We start from the raw sequence: 19820 nt of genomic DNA, 5'->3' as shown, positions 1-19820 counted from the left end.
AGCCAGTTCAACCCTTTACTCCGGTGAGGGTGACGCCCTCGACGAACGCCTTCTGGGCGAAGAAGAACACGAGGATCACGGGGGCCATGACCAGCACGGTGGCGGCCATGGTGAGGTTCCAGTCGGTGTGGTGGGCGCCCTTGAAGGACTCCAGGCCGTAGGACAGCGTCCAGGCGCCGGGGTTCTCGGAGGCGTAGATCTGCGGGCCGAAGTAGTCGTTCCAGGCGTAGAAGAACTGGAAGAGGGCGACGGCGGCGATGCCCGGCCTCGCCATGGGCAGCACGACCCGCAGCAGGGTGCGCAGGTCGCCGCAGCCGTCCACCTTCGCCGCGTCCAGGTACTCGTTCGGGATCGTCATCAGGAACTGGCGCAGCAGGAAGATGGAGAACGCGTCGCCGAACGCCATCGGGACGATCAGCGGCCACAGCGTGCCCGACAGGTCCAGCTGTTTCGCCCAGAAGAGGTACATCGGGATGACGACCACCTGCGGGGGCAGCATCATCATCGAGATCACCAGCATGAGGGACAGGTTGCGGCCCCGGAAGCGGAACTTGGCGAGCGCGTACGCCACCGGGATCGAGGAGACCACGGTGAGCACGGTGCCGAGACCGGCGTAGAGCAGCGTGTTCTTCCACCAGGTGAGGAAGCCGGGGGTGTCGAAGACCTTGCGGTAGTTGCCCCACTGCCAGGTGTGCGGGATCAGGTCCCGGCTGAGGGCCTGGCTGTCGCTCATCAGCGAGGTCAGGAACACGAACACGAACGGCAGCGTGAAGAACAGCGCGGCGGCGACGCCGAGCGAGTGGACCGCGATCCACTCCAGCACCGCCCGGCGCCGGGCGGTGCGCTCGGCTCCGGTGGCGAGCGGTGCCGGCTTCACCGGCCGGTCCAGTACCTGGGTCATGGTCAGTCACCTGCCTGGATCAGGCCGCCGCGGCGCCGCATCAGCAGCGCGGTGAACGCCATCGACAGGGCGAACAGCACCAGCGCCACCACGCACGCCGAGCCGTAGTCGAAGCGCTGGAAGCCGAGGTTGTAGACGAGCTGGGGGAGGGTGAGCGTGGACTTGTCGGGGTAGCCGGGCTCGAACTGGGTGCCGGCGCCCTGGATCACCCCGGAGGCGACCTTCCCGGCGACCAGCGGCTGCGTGTAGTACTGCATGGTCTGGATGACGCCGGTGACGACGGCGAACATCACGATCGGGGAGATGTTCGGCAGGGTCACGTAGCGGAAGCGCTGCCAGGCCGAGGCGCCGTCCAGCTCCGCCGCCTCGTACTGCTCCGTCGGTACGTCGAGCAGCGCGGCCATGAAGATGACCATCAGGTCGCCGACGCCCCACAGCGCCAGCAGGGTCAGCGCCGGCTTGGACCACGTGGGGTCGTTGAACCAGCCCGGTGCCGGCAGCCCGGCCTTCTCCAGCAACGAGTTCACCGGGCCGGTACCGGGGTTGAGCAGGAACGCGAAGGCCATGGTGGCCGCGACCGGCGGGGCCAGGTACGGCAGGTAGAACAGGGTGCGGAAGACGCCCGTGGCGGTCTTGATTTTGGTGATGAGCAGTCCGACGCCAAGCCCGAACAGCACCCGCAGGCTCACCATGACCACGACCAGCCACAGTGTGTTGCGCAGCGCGGGCCAGAACAGCGGGTAGTGCTCGAAGACGTACGTCCAGTTCTTCCCGCCGCTCCACGTCGGCGGCCGGAAGCCGTCGTAGTGCATGAAGGAGAAGTAGACCGTGGAGATCAGCGGGTAGGCGAAGAAGACCGCGAAGCCGATGAGCCACGGCGACATGAAGGCGAGCGTGCGCAGGGCCGAGCGCCGGCGTTTCGACGCGAGGGTCACGGCGCTCATCACTGGGCCTGCGCGATGTCCGTGTCGATCTGCGCGGCCGTCTTCTCCAGCCCGGCCTTGAGATCGGTGGCCTTGCCGCTCTCGTAGTCGTAGCCGAACTGCTGGATCGTCACCAGGTACACACCGCCGTTGATCGAGGCGGGAGTGGTGGTGGAGTGCGGGTTGGCGGCGATGTCCAGGAAGGTCTTGAACCGCGGGTCGTACTTCAGCTTCGGCGACTTCAGCGCTGCCAGCGTGGAGGGCACGTTGTGGATGTCGTTGGCGAAGCCGACCACCGCGTCCGTGTCCGTGGTCATGTACTTCACCAGTTCCCAGGCCGCGTTCCGCTTGTGGCTGGTGGCGGCGATGCCCGCGATGGTGCCGGTGATGTAGCCCTTGCCGTACTGGCCGGCCTGGTCGTCGGGGACGGGCAGCGGGGCGACGCCGATCTCGAACTTCGGCTTCGCCTCCTCGGCCATCCCGAGCCGCCACTCGCCGTCGAGCTGCATGGCGACCTGGCCGGTGTGGAAGGGGTGCTTGGGGCCCCACTCGTCGCCCAGCGTGGCGCGGAACCTCTCCAGCTTCTCGAACCCGCCGAGTTCGTCCACGAGCTTCTTCTGGAGTGTGAAGCCCTTCTCGAACGCGGGGTCCTTGGCGAGGTTGGACTTGCCGTTCTTGTCGAAGTACGTCGGTGAGAACTGGCCCAGGTAGTGCTCGGTGGTGGACTCCCAGCCGTGGTAGTTCGGCATGAACCCGAGCTGCTTGTACCCGCTGCCCTGAGGTATCGTCAGTTTTTTGGCGTCCGCCTCGAATTCGGACCAGGTCTTCGGCGGATGCGCGATGCCGGCCTTCTCGAACGCCGTCTTGTTGTAGTAGAGCCCGTACGCGTCACCGAGGAGCGGCACCGTGCAGCGGTCGCCGTCGAACTGGGTGTACTCGTTCATCGGCTTGGGGAACGTCTTCTCCGGGTCGATCCCGGACTTCTGGAAGAACGGGTTGAGGTCCACCAGCGCACCCGAGGAGCAGAACTTGCCCACGTTGTTGGTGGTGAACGACGAGATCACGTCCGGGGCCTTCTCGCCGCCGGCCCGCAGCGCCTGGTTGATCTTGTCGTCGGTCATGTTGCCGACGACGTTCACGTGGATGTTGGGGTGCGCGCGCTCGAAGCCGGCGACCAGGGACTTGACGGCCTTCACCTCGTTCGGCGCGCTCCAGGCGTGCCAGAAGTTGATCGTCGTGTCCTGCGAGGGATCGTCGGTGGCACCGGAGTCGGACTGGCCGGTACACGCGGCGGTGAGGAGCACGGCGGAGGCGGTCAGGACAAAGGCCGCTTTTCGGGCGACTCCGGGTATGGCTGTGGGCATGGCGAGGTCTCCCAGGGGGACGGGTCGGGAAAGAGGGGGCGCTCAGCGCGAGGTGTCGAAGACCTCGTCGCGGGTGGCGGCGAGCGCGGACTCCAGCGCGCCGCGCAGCACGGGGTGTTCGTGGACGTCGCCGACGACCAGCCGGGGCCGGGCCGCGGCCAGCTCCTCCAGCTCGGCCTGGACGAGGGCGCGCAGCACCTCGCCGCCGGCCGTCAGGGCGGAGCCGCTGAGGACGACGAGTTCGGGATCGAGGACGGAGACGAGCGAGGCGAGGCCGGTGGCCAGCCGGGTGGCGTAGGTCTGGAGCAGTTCCCGGTGCGGGCCGCTCGCGTGGTCGGCGGCGCGGGCGACGAGCGTGGTGGCGGCCTCGGTGTACGGGCCCGTGGGCACGTCCTCGACACCGAGCTCCCGGGCCAGCTTCGGCAGCGCCTGGGAGCCGGCCAGCTCCTGGTAGCCGCCGCTGTTGGCCTTGGTGACCTGCCGGACCAGCGGGGTGCCCGGCACCGGCAGGAAGCCGACCTCGCCGGCGCCGCCCGTCCAGCCGCGGTGCAGCCGGCCGCCGAGGACCAGGGCCGCGCCGAGGCCCTCCTGGTTCCACAGCAGCACGAAGTCCGCGTGGCCGCGGGCCGCGCCGAGCCGCTGTTCGGCGATGGCGACGAGGTTGACGTCGTTCTCGTACTCGACCGGCATCGGCAGGGCCGCCGCGAGGTCTTCGAGCAGCGCGGGGGAATGCCAGCCCGGCAGGTGGGAGGCGTAGCGCAGCCGCCCGGTGTTGGGGTCGAAGGCGCCGGGCGTGCCGATGACCAGCCGGTGCACGTCGGACCGGGCGAGCCCGGCGGCCTTGACGGCGCCGTCGAGGGCGTCGGTGACCTGCCGGACGACGGGGTGCGCCGGGCGCCGGCCGGGGGTGGGCAGCTCGTACTCGCCGACCGTGCGGCCGGTGATGTCGGCGACGGCGGCCCGGATGCGGTGCGGGGTGACGTCGAGCCCGGCGGCGTACGCGGCCGTGGGGTTGATCGCGTACAGCTGGGCGTTGGGGCCCGGCCGGCCCTCGCTGGTGCCGGTGACGCGCACCAGTCCGGCCGCTTCCAGGCGGGCCAGCAGCTGGGAGGCGGTGGGCTTGGACAGGCCGGTGAGCTTGCCGATCCGGGTGCGCGACAGCGGCCCGTGCTCCAGCAGCAGGTCCAGGGCGGCGCGGTCGTTCATGGCGCGCAGGACGCGCGGGGTGCCCGGCGTACCGGCGGTTCCTGCCATGGGGGTCGACACCTGCCTTTCCAGCCACTCAGCTTTTCAGTGACCTGGGCATGACGTCCAGTCTTGATCAACGGCCGCCCGGGAGATCACTGTTAGGAAACTTTCCTATTGGGGTGGGAGGAACGTAAGCCGAGGACGAAGGGGGCGTCAATAGACAACGCCCCCGAGGCAACAGAGTCGTTACCTCGGGGGCGCTGCGGTACGGGGAGTGCCCGGGGCTACTTCACGGTCACGTGGTCACCGGCGGACGTCTTCGCGTCCGTGGTGGACGTGCCGGCGAAGACGAAGCGGTAGGTGCCGCTCCTGCCCGCCTTCACCGTCGTGGACAGGGCGCCACCGGTGCCGGAGGTGAGCGTCCTGACGTTCGCGTACGCGCCGCCGTCCGCCTTGAACTGCAGGACGACCTTCTGGCCCTTGTACCCGGTGTACGTGCCGGTCGCCCAGGTGGCGCGGGTCAGCTTGCCCTTGACGGTCAGCGTCCGGCCCTTGACGACGGGCTCCGGGGCGGCGTCCACGGTGAGCCGGGCGGCGCGCTTGACCTGCGTCGACGCGAGGTTGCCCCACATGGTGAGGTCGTTCTCGCTGTGCAGGTAGTCGTCCGAGGCGCTGCCGTCGCTGTGCGCGTAGACACCGGCGGCCTTCCAGGTGCCGGCGTCGGCGGCCTCGTACAGCTCCTGGTCCGGAACGGCGACGATCGTCTCGGTGCAGTCCTCGGTGACGGTCGTCTCCGTCGTGGCTTCGGTGGTGCAGACGGGCGCCTCGCGCGGGCCCAGCTCGTTGTCGGGCGACTTGAGCGTGCCGCGGTACAGCAGCACGGCCTGCACCGTCTTCTCCTGGTCGATGACCAGGTCCTTCGGCCGGGTCAGGGTGTACGACACCGGCACGTTCACCGCCTTGACGGCGCCGACCACGATCGGCTTGCCCTTGTTCACGGTCACACCGGTGAACGTCAGGTCCGGCGTACCGGCCGCCGACGCGGCGGGCGCGGCCAGGCCGGCCAGGGCCAGGGCACCGGACAGGGCGGTGCCGATGGCGAGCTTGCGCATGTTTCCCCACATTCGAGACGGGCCCCCGGGCGGCGTCGCGCTCAGAACAAGGGCCCGTAGTGGAGGCGACCCTAGAGGATCACCGGATGCGGAGGGAACGCGGGGTTCCTGTGAAGACGATCTGCGTGCGGGCGAGGGTCAAGGGCGCGTCACGAGTGCGTCACGGATGTGGTTTCCGCTGGTCAGTAGCCCTACATTCGAGCGACGAACGGATGCGGGGGGACGGGGCGCGGTGGGGATGGTCGACCGGAGGCTGCTCTGGAGGCTGTGGCTGGCCACGGTGTCCGGCTTCGCGCCCCTGCCGGCGACGGTGTGCCTGGGCGACGTCGTGGACGGGGACGCGTCCCGGTCGCTCGCCGAAGACCTCGTCGGCACCCTGCTCGTATGGGCCGTCTTCAGCCTGCTCGCCGCCCTCCACGTGTACGCCGCCCTGGTCCGCCGGGCGCGCGGCACCGGCATCCCGGTCACCGTGGACGCCCTCCGGGCCACGCAGGAACGGGCGTTCCCCGCGGGGGAGGCGGAGCGGCTGCGGGCCGGGATCGCCGCGTCCGAGCGGGCGTACGACGTGACGGGCGGGGTAGGGGCGTGGGACTTCCGGTGGCGCCCGTTCCGCGGCCGGCACGCCGTCACCGGCTCCCTGACGGTGGACCGGTCGTCGGGTGAGGCCCGGATCCTGCTGCGCGCGGACCAGGGGCCGACGGGGATGCCGGGGCAGCGTGCGGCGAGTGCGTTCGTGGCACTGTGCCAGGTGGCGAGACTGGGGGAGACCGGGTGAGACGGGGCCGAGCGGCGACGGGGCTGGCGGTGCTGCTGCTGGGAGCGGTGGCGTGCACGGCACAGCAGCCGCGTCCCACGCGGGCGGTGCCCCGGGCGCAGCCCTCCGCGGCGCCGTCCTGCGGCTCCGGCGCCTTCCGCTGGGGCACCGTACGGCAGGAGACGCGGCTCACCGGTGTCTCCCCGGTGGTCACGCTCGGCAAGGACGACGGATGGACCACCTTCCGGAACGAGCCCGTGCGCACGATCGTCGCGTCGGTCCGGACGAGCGGCGCGGAGGTGCCCCGGCGGCGGGTGATGGCCTCGCTCGCGCGGCACCTGGGCTACGACACGAGCGACCTGACGGCTCCGGGGGAGAGCACCGCGCACCATCCCCGGCACCACGACCGGATCGACTTCGACGGCGCCGGACGCTTCGTCACCGCGGAGGCCGTGAAGGTGGTGGACGCGAGCTTCGCCGTGCGCTGCCCCGACGGCACGCACTACGGCAGCGTCACGACCTGGCTCACCGGCGCCCAGGGCGCGTCCCTGTCCTGCGGCACCGACCCCGGCGGGGAGACATGGGTCCGCGAGGCCTACCGGCTGGCCTGCGGCCCGCTCAGTCGCTGAGGAAGGGCGCTGTGCCGAGGGTGGGGCAGGGGGCGGGGAGGGGCAGGGCGCGCGGCGATCGCACCAAGGCCCACCCGAACCGTTCCGTTGCTTCTACTTCCCCGGGGCCGCCGACCGCTGCGGGACTATCGGGGTGGCCGTCGCCGACTGCGGGGAGTCCGCGTCGGAGTACACCACCGGGGCCGCGACCGCGGCCGTCGGGTCGGGGGCGTCCTGCTGGTCCTCGACGGCCGTCGCACCGCCGACGATGCGGATGCTCGCCGCGTCGAACGCCCGCTTGATCCGCCAGCGCAGCTCCCGCTCCACCGTGACCGACTTGCCCGGCATCGTCCTGGCCGAGACCCGGACCACCATGTGGTCGATCAGCACCGAGTCCAGTCCGAGCACCTCGATCGGGCTCCACAGCAACTCATTCCAGGGCTCTTCCTTGCCCATCTTCTCGGCGACCTCGTCCAGCGTGGCCTTCACCCGGTCCAGGTCCTCGCTCGCCCGCACGGTCACGTCGACCCCGGCCGTCGCCCAGCCCTGGGACAGGTTGCCGATCCGCTTGACCTCGCCGTTGCGGACGTACCAGATCTCCCCGTTGTCGCCGCGCAGCTTGGTCACGCGCAGCCCGACCTCGATCACCTCGCCGGTCGCCACCCCCGCGTCGATCACGTCCCCGACGCCGTACTGGTCCTCCAGGATCATGAACACGCCGGACAGGAAGTCCGTGACCAGGTTCCGCGCGCCGAAACCGATCGCGACGCCCGCGACACCGGCCGACGCCAGCAGCGGCGCCAGGTTGATCTTGAAGGTGCCCAGCACCATCAGCGCGGCCGTGCCGAGGATCAGGAAGCTCGCCACCGACCGCAGCACCGAACCGATCGCCGCCGCCCGCTGCCGCCGCCGCTCGGCGTTCACCAGCAGCCCGCCCAGCGCACTGCCGTCCACGGCCTGCACGGTGCGGTTCATCCGCTCGATCAGCTTGGTGATCGCCCGCCGCACCACCGCCCGCAGCGCCACCGCTATGACCAGGACCAGCAGGATCTGCAGACCCATCGCGAGCCATGTCGACCAGTTCTGCTCGACCCAGCTCGCCGCGTTCGTCGCGCTCTCCTGGGCGTCCTGGAGCGTCGGCACGGCCGGGGCCGTCGATCCCGACGGCGACGGCGAAGGAGACGGCGATGCGCCGACGGCCAGGACGGCGGCGGGCAGGGACGACACGGCAGGTACCTCCCAGGTGCTGCGCGGTCCGTGCCGGCGGGCGGTCAAGGTCACGAAAAGGTCACCGGACGGACAGGACCACCACACTAACGGGGCATTGTGTATGCCCCGTGCCGATCCGCACAGGAGGCGTGCGGGAGAGACGCGACTCACGCGGGCTTGAACAGGCCATGATCCGGGGGATGAATCAGGATGTGGTCGAAAACACTCCCAGCCCGTTACCGGGACATGGTGGCGCGTCCGCCAGGCATGAGGAGAGACTGACTGCAGATCGTCCCGGCGCGAGCCACGCGCCGCCGACGCCCAAGGAGGCACCCGTGCCGCATGTCCTGGTCCTCAACGCGTCGTACGAGCCGCTCGGCGTCGTACCGCTCCGCCGCGCGCTCATCCTCGTCCTGGAGAACAAGGCGGTCTCCCTCGAGGAATCCGGCGCCTATATGCACAGCGCGACCGTCACCCTCCCCGCACCCAGCGTGGTCCGGCTCAAGCGATTCGTCCGGGTCCCCTACCGGGGGCCTGTTCCACTGACCCGCCGTGCGCTGTTCGCGCGCGACGGGGGCCGGTGCATGTACTGCGGTGGCGTCGCAACCAGCGTCGACCACGTCATCCCGCGCAGTCGCGGGGGCAAGCACGTCTGGGACAACGTGGTGGCGTCCTGCCGCCGCTGCAACCACGTCAAGGCCGACCGCCACCTCGTGGAACTGGGCTGGCGGCTGCGCCACAAACCGGCTCCGCCGACGGGGCTGGCCTGGCGGATCATCGGCACGGGACATCGTGACCCGCGCTGGTTGCCGTACTTGCAGCCGTACGGCGCGGACGACGCCCTGGCCCGGATCGACGGCATCTCCGCCTAGATCCGGGCCGGTTTGTTCGCACGCCTGCAAGAAGGGGGTGCGCCGGCCGAACCTAGCCGCCGGCCCCCTCCGGGCGGGCGCCGCGCGCCGCGTACAGGGCGGCGCCCAGCGCGAACGCGGCCAGGGCCACCGCCCACGCTCCCGGCTGGGCGCCCGGCTGCATCGGCCAGGCCCACACCGTGGCCGCGCGGCCACGGGCGGCGGACGAGCCCAGGTACACGGCCGTCACGTAGGCGAACGCGGGGAGCCAGCTCAGGCGTGCGCCCAGCAGGACGGCCGCCGTCGCGGTGACGCCCGTGCAGCCCAGGGTGTTGCGGATGACGGCGGGCGGGCCGAAGGTGTCCGCGTGGCCGAGCACGGCCGGGACGACCAGCAGCGCCGCCAGCGCGGCCAGGACCGTCAGCTGGCCCAGCCGGCGCGGCCACCAGCGGCGCACCGCTGTGCGGTCCAGCTCGTCCGAGGCGCTGTACAGGCTCGCCCCGATCACCGCCGACGCCAGCAGCGGCGCCAGCGCGACGATCGGCACCCGGCGGTCGGGATCGAGGTAGGCGTCCAGCCGGCCGGCGGCCCACAGGGCGAAGGCGGCGGTGCCGGTGAGCGCGGCCAGCGTGGCGGGCAGCGCACGGGAGCGGGCGTACAGGAGGAGTCCGTTCACAGGGCCGGCACCCCCTCGGCGTCGCAGTCGGCGCGGGCCGCGAAGTAGGCCGACAGCCACTCACGGCGCGTCCGCTCGTCCATGCCGGCCAGCCTCGCCCGCGCGGCCCGGCGTTCGCGCAGGTCGGCGCGCCGGGCCGGGTCGCCCCGGGCGTCGTCCTCGTCGATCGCCTTCTGCGCCGAGGTCGGCGCGAGGTAGTACTCCACCGCGTCGTCCGCCTTGAGCTCCCGCGCCGTCGAGGCCCGCTCGGGACAGTCGTAGCCCTCCAGCGCGGCGACGGCCTCCCACGCGAACTGCTCCGGATCGGTCAGCCGCCCCCGTACGGCCGACCAGCCCAGCGGGGTGATGCCCGGCAGCCGGGCCTCGCCGGCCCGCGGGGCACCGCCCCGGTCCGCCCACCGCACCGGCAGGTTCCGCACGCCGTGCAGCTTGCCCGTGATCCCCGACAGCGCGTCCCTGACCTGCGGGAGCATCCCGGCGTACCGTGCGTTGACGCACACCGCCGGGGTGGTGGAGGTGTCGCACACCTGGCGGCGGGCGATCGGGTCGGCGTGCCACAGGCCGTTCCCGGTCTGCACGAGCAGCGTGCCCGCGGCCAGCGCGGCGGCCAGCGGCAGCAGCGCGGTCACCCGGCGCCGGGCCGCGTACGCCAGCGCCGCGGCGACCGCCAGGCCACCGGTCCACACCGCCATGGCCCACGGCTGCCACCACACGGGCAGCCAGCCGTCCAGGGGCCAGACGGTGGGACTCAGGGCCCGGCCGGGGGCCGAGCGGCCGGCCGTCACCGTCCCGAGGCCCACATAGCCGGCCATCGCGAGCAGCGGCGCCGCGAGCCGCGTCGGCACCGCCCGGCCCACCACGTGCCCGGTCAGCGCGCCCGCCGCCATGGCGGCCGTGTCCCCGGGCAGCAGCGCCAGACGGGGACGGTCGCCCTGGGCGTAGGGCCAGGTGGCGAGCTGGGCCAGGGCCACGGTCAGCAGGTAACCCACGGCCACCCAGACCGCCACGGGCAGTGCCGCGGCCAGCAGCCGCGTCAGCGGCGGCCGTACGGTCGTCCCCCACAGCTCCTCGGTACGGCGCCGGCGCTCCCGGCCGCCCTGCCAGCAGCCCGCCGCCGCGGCCAGCGGAAGGGCGATCAGCATCACCGAGTGCGCCTGGCCGGCGGTCTCCGACCACCCGCCCTGCCACTGGTCCGCCTTCCCCCACAGCGTCAGACCGGCCGTGAGCAGCACCGCGGCCCCGGCCCACGGCGCGAAACCCCGCACCCACTCGGCGCGCAGCGGATGCGGCGCGCGCGGGACCGCCTCCGGCTCCGTCACGTGCTCGGTGACGAGGGCCATCACACCGCCTCCCGCGCACCCGGCGCGCGGTGCGCCCGCAGCGCCGCCGTGTACCCGCGCTCGATCGGATGGTCACCCGGCCCGTCCGACGCCTCGCCGAGCCGGGTCAGCGCCCCGGGCGTGCCCCGGTACGCGATCCGGCCCGCGTCCAGCAGGGTGACCTCGGTGCAGGCGGCGGCCACGTCCTCCACCAGGTGGGTGGAGACCACCACCGTCGCCGAGGCGCCCAGCGCGCGCAGCAGCTCCCGGAACTCCACCCGCTGTTCCGGGTCCAGACCGGCGGTCGGCTCGTCCAGCAGCAGCACGGCGGGGTCGTTGACGATGGCCTGCGCGATGCCGACCCGGCGGACCATGCCGCCGGACAGCGTCCGGACCCTGGCGTCGATACGGTCCGCGAGGCCGACCCGGGCCACCGCCCGCTCCACGGCCGCCGGCACGTCCGCCGCCGGCATCTCCTTCAGCCAGGCCACGTACGCCACGAACTCCCGCACCGTGAACCCCGGGTAGTAGCCGAACTCCTGCGGCAGATAGCCCAGCCGGCGCCGCACCCCGGCCAGCCCGCGGTGACCGGCGGTGTCCTGCCCGAGCAGCTCCACCCGGCCGGCGTCCGGCCGCGCCACCGTGGCGAGCACCCGGATCAGCGAGGTCTTCCCGGCCCCGTTCGGCCCCAGCAGCCCGTGCACCCCGGTGCCGAGCACCAGGTCGAGCGCATCGAGGGCGAGCGTCTTGCGGTGCCGGACCCGCAGGCCGGTCACACGTATGGAACTCATCGTCTCTCCAGGGGAGGGCACGGGGACCCGACGGCGGGGTCCCGGTGCGGTCGGGGGCGCGCATGGGCGCGGCATCGGGCAGGGGGGTCAGGGGCGGGTCAACCGGTGGTCATGCGGTGTGGTCGCAGGCAACCGCGGTGGCAGCCCGGCTCGCCGGGGGAAGCGGTGAGGGTGTCGTCACGGGCGCAGCGGGCGGTCGTACGCCGGACGCCGCGCCGTCAGCAGGGCCGCGCTCAGGACGGCCGCCGCCGCCCACGCGCCCTGCGCGGCGACGCCGTCCAGACAGCGGGAGAGCTGTTCGGCCAGCCGCAGGGTCGCCGCACCGCCCGGCGCGACGGCCACCGGCGTCAGCACGGCGCACAGCCAGCCGCCGCCCGTCACCCCGGCCGCCGCCCGGCACCCGACGAAGGAGGCCAGGGCCAGCGAGGCCAGCGCCAGCGCCAGCCCGGGCAGCAGCCAGGCCGCCGCGGCCGGGGCGCCGGAGGCGGGCAGCAGCAGCCCGGTGAGCGTCAGCAGCGGCAGGCTCACCGCGAGCACGGCGACCGTACGGGTGAGGGCGAGCCGCAGCCCGCCGCCCGGTGTGGCCGCGGTGACCTCGTGCAGGGGGTCCGCGTGCGGACCGTAGGACAGGGTGACCCCGGCGACGGGCACCACCGGAGCGATGGCCAGCAGCAGCGCGCGTGCCCCCGGGAACCCGGCCCCGTACGACAGCGCCGGCGCGGCCACGGCCACGCCCAGCACGGCCGGCAGCCAGGCCCCGCGCACGGCGGGCCCGGCGGCCCACAGCAGCCGGGCCGTCCGCGACACGACGGACCGCCTGCCGGCCGCCCCCGCCGGAGTCCGCACCGGTACGGCCGCCGCCGGCGCGGGCGTCCGCACCGCCGGGCCGGGCACCTCCTCCGCCGCGACGGCTGCCCCCGGCGCCGACTCCAGTACGGCCGCCCGTACCGCCGCCAGTACCGTCCCCGCCGCCGTGCCGCCGACCACGGCCGACACCCGGGACGCGCACCTCGTGCAGTCCTCCACGTGTTTCTCCAGGGACCAGGCGTCCCGGTCCGGCAGCGTGCCCTCGGCGTAGCGGGTCACCTGGTCGCCGGGGACGTGCCACGGGTGGCTGTCGCGGTGGGTCATGCCGTGCCTCCCAACGGGGACGGGTTCAGCTGGGCCAGCGCTTCGCGCAGTTCCACGCGGGCGCGGCGGGCCCGGGACTTGACGGTGCCCTCCGGGATGCCGAGGAGCCGGGCCGCCTCACGGGTGCTCAGCCCGTCGACGACCGTCGCCCGCAGCACCTCACGCAGCTCGGGGGAGATCCGGTCCAGCGCGGTGCCCACGTCGCCGTACTCCAGACCCGCCAGCACCCGGTCCTCGGCGGACGGCGCGGCGGCGGACCCGTACCGCCCGGAGGACTCCGGCTCCGGCAGCGGTTCCGCGACCCGCGTGGTCCGCTCCTGGACCCGCCGCGCGTCGACCAGCCGGCGCGCGGCGATCGTCCACAGCCAGCCGCCCGCCTCCTGCCCGCGATGCCCGGCCGCCGACCGCCACACCGTGACGAACGTGTCCTGGAGCACCTCCCGCACCAGCTCGGGATCGGCACACCGGCGGGTCAGCCGCGCGTGCAGCCACCCGGCGTGCCGGTCGTACAGGGCGGCCATCGCGGTGGCGTCCCCCCGCGCGACGGCCCGCAACAGGGCCGCGTCCCCGCCGCTCCCGTCGTCCTTCTCCCGCTGGCCCCCCACGGGGCGGAACAGTCTCACACCTCCTCTATCGATCACCGGACCGGTGACGGATCACCCCGGCGCCGTCCTTTTGCCGCGCGTGGCCGCGGGCTCACGGGGTAGGCCTGCCGTGACCCGTCCGAGCCGCACCATCCGCGCACCCCCCCTAGGAGGCCCCCGTGGCCGCACCGGCCCGACTCACGATCCCGGCCCAGCTCAAACCCGTGGCGGAGCCGTCCGCCGAGACCGGTACGACGTCGCTGTGCGTGTTCAGCGCGGAGAGCGCCTGTGCGCAGGCACCGCTGACCAGCGAGCCGCCGCTGCCCGACGCCGAGCCCCTGACCAGCGAGCCCCCGCTCGCCGAGGCCGCCCCGCTGACCAGCGAGTCCGACCCGGTCCCGGACTCCTTCGCGCCGGGGCTGTAGATGGCCGCGGCGCCCGACGAGCACCCCACCGAGGACCTCGCCCGGCTCGCCGAGCTGCACGGGGTCGCCACCTCCTACCGCCCCGCCCCGGACCGCACCGTCCAGGTCTCCGCCTCCGCCGTGACCGCCGCCCTCGCCGCCCTCGGCGTCGACGCGGCCGGCCCGGACGCCGTGCGCGCCGCCCTCGCCGCCCGGGAACGCGAACTGCGCGAGCGCCTGCTGCCGCCGACGGTGGTCCAGTGGGCCGGCGAGGAACCGCCCGCCGCCCTCACCGCACTGCCCCCCGGCACCCGGCTGCGCGTCGAGACCGAGGACGGTGCGGAACGGGACGGCGCCGACGATCTCCCGCCGGGTGTCCACCGGCTGACCGCCACCGCGCCCGACGGGCGGACCGGTGAGGCGTGTCTCGTCGTCGCCCCGGACCGGCTGCCCGCCCCGCCCGGCCGCTCCTACGGCCTCCTCGTCCAGCTCTACTCCCTGCTCTCCCACCGCTCCTGGGGCATGGGCGACCTCGCCGACCTCGCCGAGCTGGCCGGCTGGGCCGGACGCACCGCCGGCGCCGGGTTCGTCCAGGTCAACCCGCTGCACGCGGCCGTACCCGGCGCCCCCACCGACCCCTCCCCGTACCGCCCCTGCTCCCGGCGCTTCCCCGACCCCGTCCACCTGCGGGTCGAGGACGTCCCCGAATACGCGTACACCGAGGACCGCGAGCGGCTCGCCGGACTGCTGGAGCGGGCCGGGCGGCTGCGCGCCGCCGTCCTGGAGAAGGGCGCCCTCATCGACCGCGACGCCGTGTGGGAGCTGAAGCGGGAGGCGCTGGAGCTGGTCGCGCGGGTCCCCCTCGGGCCCGGCCGCCAGGCCGCCTACGACGCCTTCCGCGCCACCCACGGCCGGGCCCTGGACGACCACGCCACCTGGTGCGCCCTCGCCGAGGTCCACGGCTCCGACTGGCACCACTGGCCGGACGGGCTGCGCGACCCCCGCTCGGCCGCCACCGCCCGGGCCCGGCGGGACCTCGCCGACCGGGTGGAGTTCCACACCCGTCTCGCCTGGCTCACCGACGGCCAGCTGCGCGCCGCCCAGCGCGCCGCCCGCGAGGCCGGCATGCCGGTCGGGATCGTGCACGACCTCGCCGTCGGCGTGCACCCGGCCGGTGCCGACGCCTGGGCCCAGCAGGACGTGTTCGCCGCCGGGATGTCCGTCGGCGCCCCGCCCGACGCCTTCAACGCCCGCGGCCAGGACTGGGGCCTGCCGCCCTGGCGCCCCGACCGGCTCGCCGCGACCGGCCACGCCCCCTACCGCGACCTCCTGCGCGCCCTGTTCCGCTACGCCGGCGCGCTGCGCATCGACCACGTCATGGGCCTGTTCCGGCTCTGGTGGGTCCCCCAGGGCAGCCCGCCCACCGAGGGCACCTACGTCCGCTACGACGCCGAGGCCATGCTCGCGGTCCTGACCCTGGAGGCGACCCGCGCGGGCGCCGTCGTGATCGGCGAGGACCTCGGCACCGTCGAACCCGGCGTGCGCGAGACGCTCCAGCGGCGCGGGGTGCTCGGCACCTCCGTGCTCTGGTTCGAACGGGACTGGGAGGGCGACGGCCACCCGCTGCCGCCCGACCGCTGGCGCGCCGACTGCCTGGCCACCGCCACCACCCACGACCTGCCGCCCACCGCCGCCCGGCTCACCGGCGACCACGTCGAGCTGCGCGACCGCCTCGGCCTGCTCACCCGTTCGGCCGCCGAGGAACGCGCGGAGGCCGCCGCCGACACCGCGGAGTGGCTCGCCCTGCTCGGCAGCCTCGGTCTGCTGGACAGCCCGGCGGCCGGACCGCCCGGCTCCGACGAGGAGGAGGAGATCCGCGCCGTCCACCGCTTCCTGCTGCGCACCCCCGCCCGGCTGGTCGGCGTCTGGCTCCCGGACGGCGTCGGCGACCGCCGCCCGCAGAACCTGCCGGGCACCTGGGACCAGTACCCGAACTGGCGGCTGCCGGTCGCCGACGCCGACGGCCGCCCGGTACCGCTGGAGGAACTGGTGGCCTCGCCCCGGCTCAAGGCCCTGCTGGAGGTGCTGCGCTGACCGCCCCCGCCCCCGTACGGGCACCCCGGCCGCGCGGCCCCGACGGCGGTTCGCTAACGTGATTCCGTGGACAAGAAGAACGCCCTGCGCGCCGGCGCCCTGGCCGCCGGTACGACGCTGATGATGCTGCTCATGTCGTCCCCCGCGCTCGCGCTGACCCGCGACGACGGTGACGACCCCGGCAAGGGCCTGAGCGTCATCGAGACGCTGGGCCTCTACGTCTTCGCCCCGGTGGTGCTGTTCCTGGTCATCGCCGGTCTGGTGATGGCCCTCGACAAGTCCCGGGCCAAGAAGGACACCACCTCGTCCAACATCAACGTCCAGTCCGACGCCCGGGCCAAGGCCTGAGCGACCGTCGGTCCGTTCGCCGGGGGCGCCGGTCCTCCCGTCGGTACGCGCGCACGCCGTACCCGGGTGGGACCGGCGCCCCCGGCGTTCGTCCCCGCCCGGCCGGTCAGGGGCTCGGCGCGGTCAGATACCGCTGTACCGTCGGGCCCAGCCACGCCACCAGCTCCTCGCGGTGCAGCGCGCGGGCCGGCGGCAGGCGCAGCACATAGCGGGTGAGGGCCAGCCCGAGGAGCTGGGCGGCGCACAGCGCGGCCCGCGCGGGGACCTGCTCGGGGTCCGGGCACACCTGGCGGGCCACCGGCAGCAGCTGCTCCCGGAAGATGCCCTGCATCCGCTCGGCCCCGGCCTCGTTGGTGGCCCCGACCCGCAGGACGGCCGTCAGCTCGTCGTTCTCCTCCCACAGGTCGACGAAGTGGCCGACCAGCGTGCGGCCCACCTCCTCGCGGGGCACCGGCGCCAGGTCGGGCAGCCGCAGATCGAGCGCCACGGCCGCGGCGAACAGGCCCTCCTTGCTGCCGAAGTACCGCATCACCATGGACGGGTCGATCCGGGCGTCCCTGGCGATGGCCCGGATGGTGGCCCGCTCGTAGCCGTCGGCGGCGAAGCGGTCGCGGGCGGCGTCGAGGATGGCGGCGCGGGTGGCGTCGGAGCGGCGTGCTGTCATGCCAACGAGCGTAGGCCAACCGGTGTTGGCCAACAAGTGTTGACTCCTCTGTGGGTCGGGCCTACCGTTGCCAACAAGCGTTGACCAACGCCCGTTGGCCAACAGGTGTAGGCATCCCAGGAGGCCACCATGACCGGCACCACGGGCTCCACCGGCACAACCCGCAGCAGCGGCACGGACGGCAGCACCGGCACCCCCGCCTCGCGTGTCCTCGTCGTCGGCTCCGGCCCCACCGGACTCCTCCTCGCCGGTGACCTCGCCGGTGCCGGTGTCCCCGTCACCGTCGTCGAGAAGCGCCCGCACGGGATCAGCAACCTCTCGCGCGCCTTCGTCCTGCACGCCCGCACCCTCGAACAGCTCGACGCCCGGGGCCTCGCCGACGGCCTGGAGTCCGTGGGACAGCCCTTGGACCGGCTCCGCCTCTTCGGCCGGCTCACCCTCGACCTCTCCACGCTGCCCTCCCGTTACCGCCACCTCCTCGTCCTCCCGCAGTACGAGGTCGAGAGGGCGCTGGAGCGGCGGGCGGCCGAGGCCGGGGCCGAGTTCCGGTACGAGACCGAGCTGACCGGGCTCACCCAGGACGCGGACGGGGTGACGGTCGAGGCCGTCGGGCCGCGGGGCCGTACCGAGACGCTGCGGGCCGCGTACGTCGTCGGCGCGGACGGCATGCGCAGCGCCGTGCGGCAGGCGGTCGGGCTGCCGTTCCCGGGCCGGTCGGTGATCCGGTCCGTCGTGCTCGCCGACGTCCGGCTCGCCGAGCAGCCACCGAGCCTGCTGACGGTCAACGCGGTCGGCGACGCCTTCGCCTTCCTCGCGCCCTTCGGCGACGGCTACCACCGGGTGATCGGCTGGCACCGGGGCCGCGACGTCCCGGACAGCGAGCCGCTCGACCTGGCCGAGATCAAGGAGATCACCCGCCTCGCCCTCGGCCGGGACTTCGGGATGCACGACGCCCGCTGGATGTCCCGCTTCCACAGCGACGAGCGCCAGGCGCCGGCCTACCGGGCCGGGCGGGTCTTCCTGGCCGGGGACGCCGCGCACGTGCACACCCCGGCGGGCGGCCAGGGCATGAACACCGGGCTGCAGGACGCCGCGAACCTGAGCTGGAAGCTCGCCGCGGTGGCCGCCGGGCACGCGGACCCCGCGCTGCTCGACACCTACCAGGCCGAACGGCACCCCGTCGGCCGGGCGGTGCTGCGCAGCAGCGGCGGGATCGTCCGCCTCGCCATGGCCAGGCGCCCCTGGACGCTGGCGGCGCGCGGCGCCCTCACCGCGTTCCTCGGCGCCGTCGGCCCGGCCCGGCGCAGGGCCGCCGGCCGGCTCACCGGCATCGGCTACCGCTACCCCGCGCCCCGCGGCGCCCACCCGCTCACCGGCGCCCGTGTCCCGGACGTGGACCTGGCCGGCGGCGGCCGGCTGTACGAGGCGCTGCGCGGCGGCCGGTTCGTGCTGATCACCCCGGAGCCGCACGAGGCGGGGGCCGGCCGCGCGGACCGGCTGGCCGTGGCCCGGTGGGCGAGCGGCCGGCGTACCACCGTGCTGGTGCGCCCCGACGGCTACGCGGCCTGGGCCGCCGACTCGGCCGACGCGGCAGGGATCGAGGCGGCGCTGGCCCGTCACCTCGGCCCTGCCGGCCGCACGCCGGGCGGCGTGCGGTGAGTGAAGCGCGGTGACGGCTGCGGGCGGCTACTCGGCCGTCGCGTCCAGCAGCTTCCGCAGCAGGCCGGCCAGCTGGTCGGCCTCCGCGGCGTCCAGCGCGGACAGGGCGGTGCTCTCCTGTGCCAGTCCGTCGTCCACCGCCTCGTCGATCAGCCGCAGCCCCTCCTCGGTGAGGCTCACCCTCAGCCCGCGCCGGTCGTGCGGGTCGGGGGAGCGGCGCAGCAGTCCGGCGCGCTCCAGCTTGTCGAGCCGGCCGGTCATCCCGCCGGTGGTGAGCATGAGCGTGGCCGACAGCTCGCTGGGCGAGAGGGTGTACGGCTCGCCCGACCGGCGCAGGGTGGCCAGGACGTCGAACTCGCCGCGGGAGAGGCCGTAGGGCTTGAAGGCCCTCTCCAGCCGGTCGCCCATCACGCGCGAGAGCCGGAAGATCCGGCCGAAGACCTCCATGGCCCGGGTGTCCAGGTCCGGCCGCACCCGCGCCCACTGCTCGATGATCGCGTCGACGGTGACCGCGGGCTGTGGCTGCATGCGCAGAGTATCGACCGCGCCCCGCTCACCCGCAAGAAAGCTAAGTAGCTTGCGGCTAAGCGAGCCTGTGCGGCCTGGCGCCGGAAGCGGCGGCGGCCGGGCGGTCACGGTCCGTGGCTGCCCGAGATGCTGACTGCCCGCAGTCCGGTTAGCGTGAAGTAAAAGGGCCGCGATCAGGGGTGTGTCCGCCGCAGGCGCGGAGCCCCGTACGACCGGGACCGGCAGCCGTCGTGGCCAGGTCTGCTGCTCGTCCCCGCGGCAACACCTACGACCGCGCCGTGCCTCGTTCGCACACGGCGGCGGCCATCGCCCCCGGACCGGAAACCCCGTGAGGGCGTGGAAGGAAGGTAGCCCATGACAGCACGTAGCGTGAGGCGTCTCTTCGCGGTATCCGCCGCCGGCGTCCTCCTGGCGGGGGGTGCCGCGATCGGTACGGCGGGTACGGCCTCGGCGGCCACCCCGCACCAGGTCACGACCAACCGCGGCTGCTTCGACCGCGGCTTCGGGTTCAACAACTGCTACGGGAACGGCGGCTTCTACGGGAGCGGCTTCTACGGGTACGGCAACGGCTTCTACGGCTACGGACCCGGCTTCTACGGGTCGGGCTTCGCCCCCGGCTACGGCGGGGGCGCCGTGGTGGTCGTCGTCAACTGACAGGCGATCGACGGTCCCGGACCGCTGAACCGACGACGGTCCCGGACCGCTGAACCCC

General features: G+C 73.9%; 21 protein-coding genes. 8 read left to right on the top strand and 13 right to left on the bottom strand.

The features are described from left to right. Positions 1 to 7: 7 nt before the first annotated feature. The 5 genes from AB0946_RS02645 to AB0946_RS02625 form a co-directional block, all read right to left on the bottom strand. The gene (locus tag AB0946_RS02645; RefSeq protein WP_366758800.1) at positions 8 to 901 is read right to left on the bottom strand and encodes a carbohydrate ABC transporter permease; all 894 of its coding nucleotides are present in this window, start codon (positions 899 to 901) and stop codon (positions 8 to 10) included. Positions 902 to 903: 2 nt separating this feature from the next. Continuing rightward, entirely contained in the window at positions 904 to 1845 is a 942-nt protein-coding gene (locus tag AB0946_RS02640; protein WP_366758799.1) for a sugar ABC transporter permease, read from the bottom strand. Continuing rightward, complete coding sequence (locus tag AB0946_RS02635) at positions 1845 to 3188, bottom strand: ABC transporter substrate-binding protein (protein ID WP_366758798.1); 1344 nt, start codon at positions 3186 to 3188, stop codon at positions 1845 to 1847. Before AB0946_RS02635 ends, AB0946_RS02640 begins: the two co-directional genes overlap by 1 nt. A gap of 42 nt (positions 3189 to 3230) precedes the next feature. Further along, complete coding sequence (locus AB0946_RS02630; RefSeq protein WP_366758797.1) at positions 3231 to 4442, bottom strand: ROK family transcriptional regulator; 1212 nt, start codon at positions 4440 to 4442, stop codon at positions 3231 to 3233. A gap of 218 nt (positions 4443 to 4660) precedes the next feature. Beyond that, positions 4661 to 5488, bottom strand: coding sequence for a hypothetical protein (locus AB0946_RS02625; RefSeq protein WP_366758796.1), 828 nt, complete (start codon positions 5486 to 5488; stop codon positions 4661 to 4663). Between the two features lie 238 nt (positions 5489 to 5726). Here AB0946_RS02625 and AB0946_RS02620 point away from each other — a divergent pair, with 238 nt between their 5' ends. Both AB0946_RS02620 and AB0946_RS02615 read left to right on the top strand, forming a co-directional pair. Next, positions 5727 to 6263, top strand: coding sequence for a hypothetical protein (locus tag AB0946_RS02620; RefSeq protein WP_366759131.1), 537 nt, complete (start codon positions 5727 to 5729; stop codon positions 6261 to 6263). Then, positions 6260 to 6871 (top strand): hypothetical protein, encoded by a 612-nt coding sequence (locus AB0946_RS02615; protein WP_366758795.1) that lies wholly within the window; start codon positions 6260 to 6262, stop codon positions 6869 to 6871. The genes AB0946_RS02620 and AB0946_RS02615 overlap by 4 nt, the downstream gene beginning before the upstream one ends. 93 nt (positions 6872 to 6964) lie before the next feature. Here AB0946_RS02615 and AB0946_RS02610 read toward each other — a convergent pair whose 3' ends face one another. Continuing rightward, positions 6965 to 8077: a mechanosensitive ion channel family protein gene (locus tag AB0946_RS02610; RefSeq protein WP_366758794.1), complete on the bottom strand. Its 1113-nt coding sequence runs from the start codon at positions 8075 to 8077 to the stop codon at positions 6965 to 6967. Between the two features lie 317 nt (positions 8078 to 8394). Between AB0946_RS02610 and AB0946_RS02605 the strand changes: the two genes are divergently transcribed. Further along, positions 8395 to 8931 carry an HNH endonuclease gene (locus AB0946_RS02605; RefSeq protein WP_171156258.1) on the top strand — a complete coding sequence of 179 codons (537 nt, stop codon included), beginning with the start codon at positions 8395 to 8397 and terminating at the stop codon, positions 8929 to 8931. A 52-nt stretch (positions 8932 to 8983) separates the two neighbouring features. Here AB0946_RS02605 and AB0946_RS02600 read toward each other — a convergent pair whose 3' ends face one another. The 5 genes from AB0946_RS02600 to AB0946_RS02580 form a co-directional block, all read right to left on the bottom strand. Beyond that, the gene (locus AB0946_RS02600; RefSeq protein ID WP_366758793.1) at positions 8984 to 9586 is read right to left on the bottom strand and encodes a hypothetical protein; all 603 of its coding nucleotides are present in this window, start codon (positions 9584 to 9586) and stop codon (positions 8984 to 8986) included. Next, entirely contained in the window at positions 9583 to 10926 is a 1344-nt protein-coding gene (locus AB0946_RS02595; protein WP_366758792.1) for a hypothetical protein, read from the bottom strand. The genes AB0946_RS02600 and AB0946_RS02595 overlap by 4 nt, the downstream gene beginning before the upstream one ends. Beyond that, positions 10926 to 11696, bottom strand: coding sequence for an ABC transporter ATP-binding protein (locus tag AB0946_RS02590; protein WP_366758791.1), 771 nt, complete (start codon positions 11694 to 11696; stop codon positions 10926 to 10928). The genes AB0946_RS02595 and AB0946_RS02590 overlap by 1 nt, the downstream gene beginning before the upstream one ends. A 177-nt stretch (positions 11697 to 11873) precedes the next feature. Then, the gene (locus tag AB0946_RS02585) at positions 11874 to 12827 is read right to left on the bottom strand and encodes a zf-HC2 domain-containing protein (RefSeq protein ID WP_366758790.1); all 954 of its coding nucleotides are present in this window, start codon (positions 12825 to 12827) and stop codon (positions 11874 to 11876) included. Continuing rightward, on the bottom strand, positions 12824 to 13432 hold the full coding sequence (locus AB0946_RS02580; RefSeq protein WP_366759130.1) for an RNA polymerase sigma factor: 609 nt from the start codon (positions 13430 to 13432) through the stop codon (positions 12824 to 12826). The genes AB0946_RS02585 and AB0946_RS02580 overlap by 4 nt, the downstream gene beginning before the upstream one ends. A gap of 158 nt (positions 13433 to 13590) precedes the next feature. On the opposite strand from AB0946_RS02580, the gene AB0946_RS02575 reads away from it, so the two are divergent. The 3 genes from AB0946_RS02575 (at position 13591) to AB0946_RS02565 (ending at position 16257) form a co-directional block, all read left to right on the top strand. After that, on the top strand, positions 13591 to 13836 hold the full coding sequence (locus AB0946_RS02575) for a hypothetical protein (protein WP_366758789.1): 246 nt from the start codon (positions 13591 to 13593) through the stop codon (positions 13834 to 13836). Then, the gene (malQ, locus tag AB0946_RS02570; RefSeq protein ID WP_366758788.1) at positions 13837 to 15909 is read left to right on the top strand and encodes a 4-alpha-glucanotransferase; all 2073 of its coding nucleotides are present in this window, start codon (positions 13837 to 13839) and stop codon (positions 15907 to 15909) included. A gap of 66 nt (positions 15910 to 15975) precedes the next feature. Beyond that, positions 15976 to 16257 (top strand): hypothetical protein, encoded by a 282-nt coding sequence (locus tag AB0946_RS02565; RefSeq protein WP_171156272.1) that lies wholly within the window; start codon positions 15976 to 15978, stop codon positions 16255 to 16257. 106 nt (positions 16258 to 16363) lie between these two features. Here AB0946_RS02565 and AB0946_RS02560 read toward each other — a convergent pair whose 3' ends face one another. Next, on the bottom strand, positions 16364 to 16921 hold the full coding sequence (locus AB0946_RS02560) for a TetR family transcriptional regulator (RefSeq protein ID WP_366758787.1): 558 nt from the start codon (positions 16919 to 16921) through the stop codon (positions 16364 to 16366). Positions 16922 to 17050: 129 nt separating this feature from the next. Between AB0946_RS02560 and AB0946_RS02555 the strand changes: the two genes are divergently transcribed. Continuing rightward, positions 17051 to 18580 carry an FAD-dependent monooxygenase gene (locus tag AB0946_RS02555; RefSeq protein WP_366758786.1) on the top strand — a complete coding sequence of 510 codons (1530 nt, stop codon included), beginning with the start codon at positions 17051 to 17053 and terminating at the stop codon, positions 18578 to 18580. A gap of 27 nt (positions 18581 to 18607) precedes the next feature. Here AB0946_RS02555 and AB0946_RS02550 read toward each other — a convergent pair whose 3' ends face one another. Next, the gene (locus tag AB0946_RS02550; protein WP_366758785.1) at positions 18608 to 19108 is read right to left on the bottom strand and encodes a MarR family transcriptional regulator; all 501 of its coding nucleotides are present in this window, start codon (positions 19106 to 19108) and stop codon (positions 18608 to 18610) included. A 354-nt stretch (positions 19109 to 19462) separates the two neighbouring features. Here AB0946_RS02550 and AB0946_RS02545 point away from each other — a divergent pair, with 354 nt between their 5' ends. Then, positions 19463 to 19762 carry a hypothetical protein gene (locus AB0946_RS02545; RefSeq protein WP_366758784.1) on the top strand — a complete coding sequence of 100 codons (300 nt, stop codon included), beginning with the start codon at positions 19463 to 19465 and terminating at the stop codon, positions 19760 to 19762. Positions 19763 to 19820: the final 58 nt, after the last annotated feature.

Origin of the sequence: Streptomyces sp. NPDC046870 (assembly GCF_040704595.1) — a bacterium.
Taxonomy (GTDB): domain Bacteria; phylum Actinomycetota; class Actinomycetes; order Streptomycetales; family Streptomycetaceae; genus Streptomyces; species Streptomyces argyrophylli.
Note: the sequence above shows the minus strand (reverse complement) of the source record. Positions and strands in the feature narration are given on the sequence as shown.